This is a genomic window from Actinoallomurus acaciae, assembly GCF_042429965.1.
Lineage (GTDB): Bacteria > Actinomycetota > Actinomycetes > Streptosporangiales > Streptosporangiaceae > Actinoallomurus > Actinoallomurus acaciae.
On record NZ_JBHLZP010000350.1, the window covers coordinates 1 to 8,877 of the forward strand.

Consider the following 8,877-nt stretch of genomic DNA (forward strand, 5'->3'; position numbering starts at 1 on the left):
CCAGCCGATCTTCTGCGGCTGGGGCGCCCAGTGCGCGCTGGCCGCCGGGGACGGGCCGCCCGCGCCCGCGCTGTCGCGCCGCACGCTGTACGAGGAGTGGCTGGACGCCCTGGCCGGTCGCGGGATCGTCCCCGGCACGATCGTCGTGGACGACAAGTGGCAGGAGCGGTACGCCACGTGCCGGCCCGACGCCGTCAGGTGGCCCGACCTCGCCGGCTTCGTCGCCGACCGGCAGGCGATAGGGCAGCGGGTGCTGCTCTGGTGGAAGGCGTGGGATCCCGAGGGCGCCCCCGCCGAGGCGTGCGTCCGCGCCCCGGACGGCACACCGCTCGCCATCGACCCGGAGAGCCCCGAGGGCCGCGCGGTGATCGAGGACGCGATGGCGCACATGCTGGGCCCGGACGGGCTGAACGCCGACGGCCTGAAGATCGACTTCACCGGGCGCACGCCGTCCGGCACGGCCCTGCTGCACGCCGGCCCGTCGTGGGGGTTCGACCTGCTGCACGAGCTGCTGGCGGTCGCCTACCGGGCGGCGAAGCGGGTCAAGCCGGGCTCGCTGATCGTCACCCACACGCCGGACCCGGGCTTCCTCGACGTCACCGACATGATCCGGCTCAACGACGCGCTGCACAACGACCACCCCGAAGGTCTGGTGCCGCCCTCGGATGAGGCCGTCGTCGAGCAGATGACCTACCGGGCGCGGGTCGTGCACGCGGCGTGCCCGGAGATGCCGGTGGACACCGACGGCTGGCGCCTGCCCGGGGATCGGCACCTGCGGGCGTACGCGGCCGCGGCGCCGCGACTCGGCGTGCCGGCGCTGTACTACGCCGACGGGATGGACTGGGTGCCGGGACGCATCGAGGCGGCCACCTGGGCCGCGGTCGCCGACGCCTGGGCGGAGTACCGCGCGGAACACGGGCTCACCGCGCCGAGCCATAGAATCATCGACCATGGGGCGTAGAGGTGAGGACGGTGCCGGACACCGGCCGAACGGCGCACAACCTCCCCAGCCCCGCCGGCGGCCGACCATCCAGGACCTCGCCCGTGCCGCCGCGACCTCGCCCTCCACCGCGTCCCGCGCCCTGAGCGGCAACGGCTACGTCGCGGCCGACGTGCGGGCGCGGGTGCTCGAGGCGGCCGAGCGCATCGGCTATGTCCCGGACATCAACGCGCGTACGCTCCGCAACCGCAGCAGCCGCGCGGTCGGCGTGCTCATCTCGGACCTGCGCAACCCGTTCTACGCCAACCTCGCGGCCGGCATCGAACAGCAACTGCGCTCGGCCGGCTACCACGTCATCGTCGTCAACAACGACGGGGAGCAGGACGCCGAGGCCGAGGGCGCCCGGACGTTCCTCGCGGTGCGCGTCTCGGCGGCCATCATCACGCCGGTGTCGGAGCGCGCGGTGCGCATGCTGATGGACGACGGCGTCCCGGTGGTGCAGGCCGACCGCATGGTCGACGGCCTGACCACCGACGGCGTGCTGGTCGACAACGTCCAGGGCGCGCGGCGGATCACCGACCACCTGATCGAGCTCGGGCACACGCGCATCGCGCTGCTGATCGACGAGACCGACTGGACGACCGGCGCGGGCCGTCTCGCGGGCTACCGCGCGGCCCTGCGCGAGGCCGGCCTGCCGATGGACCCGGGCCTGGTCGTGCCGACCAGGTTCCAGCCCGACACGGCGCGTGAGGCGGTGACCGCGCTGCTCGAGCGCCGGCCGGACGTCACGGCGCTCTTCGCCGCGAACAACCGGCTGGCCGAGGGCGCCTTCCAGGCCCTCCAGCAGGGCGGCCACCGCATGCCCGAGGACGTCTCGCTGGTCGCGTTCGACGACGTGCCGTGGATGTCGATGGTCTCGCCGGGCATCACCACCGTCGACCAGCACACCGACGACCTCGGGCGGGCCTGCGCGCAGCTCGTCGTCGACCGCATGGCCGGGGCGCCGGCCGGGCAGACGACGGTGCGCTACATCCAGCCCTCGATCATCTTCCGCGGCTCCACCGCACCGCCACGCGAGTCCTCGCCCACCTCCGTCCGCCCCGACCCGGGCCCGGCCGCCGCCGCGCCGACGGCCTGAGCGGATCTCGGCGTCCGCCTTATTCGTGTCCTCGTACGGCTCGATGTGGAGTTCGACCTCGGTGAAGAGTCCGCGCTGTTCATTCCGCATTCGCCGATCACGGGACATCCGCGGGCAACGGCGCCCGTACATGATTCGGCGTCTAACGCATTCAGCGCATTGCCATGCTCTGTTCTCCGCCGACATGAGGCCGGTAGGCCGCACGCCGGTTGGCGCGTCGCTGACCAGCGGAATCGTGCCTTCTGGCAGGGAGGCCGGGGCTGGGAAAGGGCGGCTCCACCGCCCCGCCGGATGCGATCGCCGGGTGGCCGGTCGGCCGAGCCGCGATGGTCGAATCCGGGCGGCTCGAAATGCGGCGCCGGCCTGAGTACGCGGATGAGTCATTTCGCCGGCCGGATCGCTCGTCGGCGTCCTGTTTCGGAAGTCCGAAATGACGGGCGTCAATGACGAGCGCCGCCACCGTCCGGCGCCGACGCGGCCGTCCCAGAACCTCCGTCGTGGACGAGGCGCCCAGGACTACGCCACACACCGCGGCGTCGACCGGCGCGTGAGTCGCGCGTGCCGTGGATGAGAACGGCCCGTTAATCGGTCCGAAACATGGTCTTGACAGTGACTGCGGGCCGAAAATAGGGTCACCGCACTGTGGTAACGATGCCACATTCAATGTCCGGCCCGGTCCTCCACGCGCCCGCAGTGCCCGAAATAACCGGAAACCGCAGGTCACCGCGTACTCTTCACGCCTGGCCCGGACATTCGCTGGTTGTGAGGAGTGAGCAATGATCACCCGACGCGGTTTTCTCACCGGCTCGGCGGGCGCGCTCGCACTCGGCGCCATCACGAGCGCCTGCGGCGGTGTCGGCGGCAAGAGCACGAGCGGCGGTGGCGGTGCGTCCAAGGGCGACACCGGAGCGATCTCGATTCAGGGCATGGGCAAGCCCGACGATGTCGGCCAGGCGCGCATCGACGCGTTCAAGAGCGCGTACCCGAAGGTCCAGGTCAACATCAACGAGGGTGACTTCGACCCCCAGCAGTTCCTGTCCGCGGTCGCGAGCGGCAACCCGCCGGACATCGTGTACCTCGACCGTGACCTCGTCGGCACGTACGCCGCCAAGGGCGCCGTCCAGCCCCTGGACGACCACCTCGACAAGGCCGGGCTCAAGACCGACCTGTACCGGCCCGCGGCCGTGCGCGAGGTGACGATCGAGGGGAAGGTCTACGGCGTCCCGGAGTTCTACGACACCCGCAACATCCTCATGAGCGGCAAGGCGCTCCGGTCCGCGGGTCTGACCGCGGCCGACCTGGCGACCACCGACTGGGACACCCTGCACACCAACGCCGTCAAGCTCTACAAGGCGAGCGGCGGCAAGCTCTCCCGCATCGGGTTCGACCCCAAGCTGCCGGAGTTCCTGCCCCTCTGGGCCAAGGCCAACGGCGCCGACCTGATCAACGCCGACGGCTCGCCGAAGCTCGACGACCCCAAGATCATCGAGGCACTGACGTTCGGGGTCGGCCTCATCGACGAGCAGGGCGGCTGGTCGAGGTTCAAGGCGTTCCGCGACGCCTGGGACCTGTTCGGCGCCAAGAACGAGTTCCAGAAGGACCAGGCCGGAGCGTTCCCGTGGGAGGGCTGGTACGTCAACGTCCTCGTCCAGGCGACGCCGAAGCTGGAACTGGAATCGATTCCCTTCACCGACCGGCAGGGCAAGCCGATCAGCTTCTCCAACGGCAGCGCGTGGTGCCTGCCGAAGGGCTCCAAGAACCCGGACGCGGCGGTCAACTGGATGAGGGTCATGACCGCCACCGACACGTGGCTCAAGGCCGGCGCCGCGCGCGAGGCGACGGTGGAGAAGAACAAGTCCATCTTCACCGGCCTGTGGACCGCCAACCCCACCGCCGACGCGCAGATCAAGGCCAAGTACGTCAAGCCCGGCAACACCGGCTTCGACAAGGCCATCCAGAACTACTACGCCTCCACCGAGTACGCCTTCAGCATCGCGCCGTCCAAGGCGGGCAGCGAGATCAAGTCGGCCTGGACGGACGCGGTGAACCGCGTGCTGTCCGGCCAGCAAAAGCCCGACGCCGCCATGAAGCAGGCGCAGTCGGAGGCCGCTAAGGCGTTCAGCGCGGTGAAGTGATGGCGGCCGTCACCACCGCCGCGACCCGTGTGCGGGAGAAGCGGAAGGGCGACCGGCGCCGGGAGACGCGGGCCGCGTACGGCTTCATCGGCATCTGGATCGTCGGGTTCCTCGTGTTCACGCTGGGCCCGATGATCGCCAGCGTCGTGCTGTCGTTCACCGACTACAACGCCATCAGCTCGCCCCACAACGTGGGGTGGGCGAACTACCGGCAGATGTTCTCCGATCCCAAGGTCGGCAAGGCGCTCGCCAACACGCTCGTCTACGCGGTCATCTACGTGCCGTCCGCGATGGTCGTGGCGCTGGCCCTGGCGATGATCCTCAACCGGGTCGGCCGTGCGTCGGGGTTCTTCCGCACCGTGTTCTACCTGCCGGTGATGACGCCGCCGGTCGCCGCGGGCGCGCTGTTCCTGCTGCTGCTCAACGGCAACCAGGGCCTGCTGAACCGCACGCTGCACCTGATCGGGATCAACGGGCCCAACTGGACCACCGACACCGCGTGGGTCAAGCCGGGCCTGGCGCTGACGATGCTGTGGGGCGTCGGCGGCATGGTCGTCATCTACCTCGCCGCGCTGCGCCAGGTGCCCAAGGACCTGTACGAGGCCGCCGCGCTCGACGGCGCGGGCGCGTGGATGCGGTTTCGCAGGATCACCCTGCCGATGATCAGCGGCGCGCTGTTCTTCACGCTGATCGTGCAGACCATCTCGGCGCTGCAGATGTTCGACCAGGCGTACACGATGTTCTTCGGCGGCCAGCAGAACAGCACCTACTCCAACGACGCGGCGCTCTTCTACGTCATCTACCTGTTCCAGCAGGGCTTCGGCTTCCTGCACATGGGCTACGCCTCCGCGCTGGCCTGGCTGCTGTTCATCGTGATCATGATCATCACGGCGATCCAGGTGCGGGTCTCGCGCCGGTTCGTCTACTACGAGGGGGAGAGGGACTGATGGCCGCTTCTCCTGCGGGCCTGACCGCGACACCCATGGCGGAGGGCCCGGCCACCCGCAAGGACAAGGCGGCTCCGCCGGGAGCCGGCCGGCGCGACCGCCTCCCGGCCTGGAAACGCGCGCCGTACCTGGTGGTGCTCGCGCTCGCCAGCGTGCTGTTCACCTATCCGTTCCTGTGGCTGATCAGCGCGTCGTTCAAGCCGCGCACCGACGTGTTCGACAACGCGCTGATCCCGCACCACTGGCGGGTCGCCAACTTCGCCGACGTCTGGCACTACGGCAACATGTTCCACTGGCTGATCAACAGCACGGTGGTGGGCATCGCGGCCGCCACCACGGTGACGATCAGCAGCGCCGTCGTGGCGTTCGGGTTCGCCTACTTCCGGTTCCCGGGGCGCAACATCCTGTTCGGCCTGGTGCTGGCGACGATGATGCTGCCGCAGGCGGTCACGATGATCCCGGTCTACCTGATCTGGAACAAGGTCGGCCTGACCGGCACGCAGGTCCCGCTGTGGGCGCAGAACATCTTCGGGTCGGCGTTCTACATCTTCCTGCTGCGGCAGTTCTTCCTGTCGCTGCCACGGGAGCTGTTCGAGGCGGCCCGCGTCGACGGGTGCAGCTTCTTCGGGCTGTTCTGGCGCATCGCCCTGCCGCTGGCGCGGCCGGCGCTGGCGATCGTGTTCATCTTCGAGATCCAGGCGAGCTGGAACGACCTGCTGAAGCCGCTCATCTACCTGCAGAACACCTCGCTGTTCACGATGCCCCGCGGCCTGAAGTCGATCATCGACACGTTCGGCAACGGCGGTGAGCACCACTGGGAGATCATCTCGGCGGCGAGCCTGATCGCGACCATCCCCATGATCGTGATCTTCGCCTTCGCCCAGCGGCACATCATCGAGGGCATCGCCACCACGGGCCGGAAGGGCTGACACGTGACACTCGGGGATCACGTACTCGCCCTCGATATCGGCGGCACCAAACTGGCCGCCGGTGTCGTGGGCCGGACCGGCGACGTACGGTCGTTCGTCCGGACGCCGACCAAGGTCGAGGAAGGTCCGGAGACGACCGTCAAACGCCTGCTGGACCTCGGCCGGGACGCCCTGGCCGAGGCCGGCCGCACCGCCGGGGAGGTGGCCGCGGTCGGCATCGGCTGCGGCGGCCCGCTCGACCCGGTCACCGGCCGGGTGCAGGGCCCGCCCGGCCTGCCGGGCTGGGACGACGTGCCCATCGTCGACCTGGTCGAGGCCGCGTACGGCCGGCTGGCGTTCCTGGAGAACGACGCCACCGCCGCCGTGCTCGGCGAATACCACTACGGGCGCTGGGGCGGCGTCCGCCACATGCTCTACCTCACGGTCTCGACCGGGGTGGGCGGCGGCGCCATCCTCGACGGCCGCCTGTACCGCGGCGCGGCGGGCAACGGCGGAGAGTTCGGGCACGTCATCATCGACTGGAACGGCCGCCTCTGCGGCTGCGGCCAGCGCGGATGCATCGAGGCGTACGCCTCGGGCACCTCGATCGCCCGGCGCGCCGACGAGGCGCTCGCCGGCGGCGAGGCGTCCTCCCTGCGGGAGGCGCCGGTGGTGACCGCCGAGACCGTCTCCGTCCACGCCGGGCGGGGCGACCCTCTCGCCCGGCGCCTGTGGGACGAGACCACCGCCGCGCTGGGCCGTGCCCTCGCAGTCATGATCAACGTGGTCGAACCCCAGCTCGTCGTCCTCGGCGGCGGGGTCACCCGCGCCGGCGACGCCCTCCTGCTGCCGGTGCGCCGCGCGGCGCTGTCGCAGGCCATGCGGCCGGCCGGCGCCGCCGGCCGCGTCGAACTGTCCGTACACGGCGACACGGTCGGCGTCGTCGGCGCGGCGGCATCGGCGTTCCTCCATCTCGACGACTCCACCGGAGCATCCACATGACCGACCAGCCTTCCCTCGTCGAGCATCTCGACGAGCACCTCGCCGTGATCGAGTCGGTCCGCGGCCTCGTGGCCGGGATCGAGTCGCTCGGGCAGGAGGTGAGCGCCCGGCTGGCACGCGGCGGCGTCGTCTACTCCTTCGGCAACGGAGGCTCGGCCGCCGACGCCCAGCACCTGGCGGGCGAGCTCATCGGCCGATACTGCCGCGAGCGCCGGCCGCTCGCCGCCGTGACGCTGTCCACCGACCCGACCGTCTCGACGTGCATCGGCAACGACTACTCCTTCGACGACGTCTTCGCCCGCCAGGTCACGGCGCTGGCCGGCCCGGACGACGTCGTCGTGGGGTTCACCACGAGCGGGAGTTCCCCCAACGTCGTCGCCGGGCTCGCCGCGGGCCGCAAGGCCGGCGCGCTGACCGTGCTGCTCACCGGGCACGCGGACGGCGGCGGCGGACCGGCGGCCGAGTACGCCGACCGGGTCCTCGCCGTCGCCTCGGACCGTACGGCACGCGTCCAGGAGGCGCACGTCCTGCTGTTGCACCTGCTCAGCGAGCACATCGACCGCTGGGCCGTCACGTCCTCGTAACGGACCGGCGTCCCACCACCGGAAGGAACCCCCGCTTCACCATGATCAGCGCGAAACCGGATCCGCGGCCGCGTAACGCGTCCTCCGCCCGCCCTGCCCCGCCGATCGGGCGGGCCACCCGCGGCCCCCTCCACATGATCGGAAACGCGCACATCGACGCGGTGTGGCTGTGGCCGTGGCAGGAGGGCTTCCAGGAGGCCCGCGCGACGTTCCGCGCCGCCCTCGACCGCATCGCCGAGTACCCCGACTTCGTCTTCACCTGCGACTCCATCGGATACCTCGCGTGGGTCGAGGAACACGACCCGGAGCTGTTCGCCGCGCTGCGCGAACAGGTGCACGCGGGCCGGTTCGAGATCGTCGGCGGCTGGTGGGTCGAGCCGGACTGCAACATCCCGGGCGGCGAGGGGTTCGTCCGGCACGCGCTGTACTCCCAGCGGTTCCTGGCCGACCGGTTCGGGGCGATGGCCTCGGTCGGCTGCAACGTCGACCCCTTCGGGCAGAACGCCGTGATCCCGCAACTGCTCAGCAAGTCCGGCATGGACGGCTACGCCTTCATGCGGCCGCAGCCGCACGAGGCCGAGCTGCCCGGCCCGACGTTCTGGTGGCGGGCGGCGGACGGCTCCCGGGTGCTGACGTACCGGATCCCGCACGAGTACTGCAGCCCGGCCGGGCACCTGGGCACCCACGTCGGCAAGGCGCTGGCCCAGCTCCCGCACACGACCGAGCCGCTGATGTGCTTCTACGGCGTCGGCAACCACGGCGGCGGCCCGACCCGGGCCAACATCGACAGCATCATCGAGCTGAACGGCAGCGACCAGTTCCCGCGGATGGTCCTCTCCACGGTCGGCGCGTTCTTCGACGAGGCCGCGGGCGGTGACCTGCCGGAGTACACCGGGGAGATCCAGCCGCACGGTGTCGGCTGCTACTCGGCGCACTCGGGGATCAAGAAGCTGATCCGCACCACCGAGCACGCGCTCGCCGCCGCGGAGAAGTGGGCGGCGGTCGCCGGCGCGGTGGCGGCGATGGCGCCGGTCACCGGGGAGTTCGAGGCGGCCTGGCGGCAGGTGCTGCTCAACCACTTCCACGACACGGCGGCCGGCACGGCGCTGCCCGGCGCGTACTTCGACGCGCGCGACCGGCTCGGCGAGGCCCGCTCGATCGCGGCGCGCCTGCAGAACCGGGCGATCCAGGGCATCAGCCGGCAGATCGCGGTCGCGCCCGCC

The 8,877-nt window shown here is 70.8% G+C and carries 8 protein-coding genes; all 8 read left to right on the forward strand.

Going from position 1 to position 8,877, the window contains the following annotated elements:
- On the forward strand, nt 1-961 hold a 961-nt coding region (locus ACFFNX_RS33890; RefSeq protein WP_378209952.1), incomplete at its 5' end, for an alpha-amylase family protein.
- Complete coding sequence (locus ACFFNX_RS33895) at nt 951-2,078, forward strand: LacI family DNA-binding transcriptional regulator (RefSeq protein WP_378209953.1); 1,128 nt, start codon at nt 951-953, stop codon at nt 2,076-2,078. The genes ACFFNX_RS33890 and ACFFNX_RS33895, both read left to right, overlap by 11 nt.
- 776 nt (nt 2,079-2,854) lie before the next feature.
- Complete coding sequence (locus ACFFNX_RS33900) at nt 2,855-4,213, forward strand: extracellular solute-binding protein (protein WP_378209954.1); 1,359 nt, start codon at nt 2,855-2,857, stop codon at nt 4,211-4,213.
- Nucleotides 4,213-5,160: a carbohydrate ABC transporter permease gene (locus ACFFNX_RS33905; RefSeq protein WP_378209955.1), complete on the forward strand. Its 948-nt coding sequence runs from the start codon at nt 4,213-4,215 to the stop codon at nt 5,158-5,160. Before ACFFNX_RS33900 ends, ACFFNX_RS33905 begins: the two co-directional genes overlap by 1 nt.
- Nucleotides 5,160-6,089, forward strand: coding sequence for a carbohydrate ABC transporter permease (locus ACFFNX_RS33910; RefSeq protein WP_378209956.1), 930 nt, complete (start codon nt 5,160-5,162; stop codon nt 6,087-6,089). Before ACFFNX_RS33905 ends, ACFFNX_RS33910 begins: the two co-directional genes overlap by 1 nt.
- A gap of 3 nt (nt 6,090-6,092) precedes the next feature.
- A complete protein-coding gene (locus tag ACFFNX_RS33915; RefSeq protein WP_378209957.1) occupies nt 6,093-7,070 on the forward strand; it encodes an ROK family protein in 978 nt (325 codons plus the stop codon).
- The gene (locus tag ACFFNX_RS33920) at nt 7,067-7,654 is read left to right on the forward strand and encodes a D-sedoheptulose-7-phosphate isomerase (RefSeq protein ID WP_378209958.1); all 588 of its coding nucleotides are present in this window, start codon (nt 7,067-7,069) and stop codon (nt 7,652-7,654) included. The genes ACFFNX_RS33915 and ACFFNX_RS33920 overlap by 4 nt, the downstream gene beginning before the upstream one ends.
- Nucleotides 7,655-7,788: 134 nt before the next feature.
- Nucleotides 7,789-8,877, forward strand: a 1,089-nt coding sequence (locus ACFFNX_RS33925) for a glycoside hydrolase family 38 N-terminal domain-containing protein (protein ID WP_378209959.1), incomplete at its 3' end; no start/stop codon positions are given.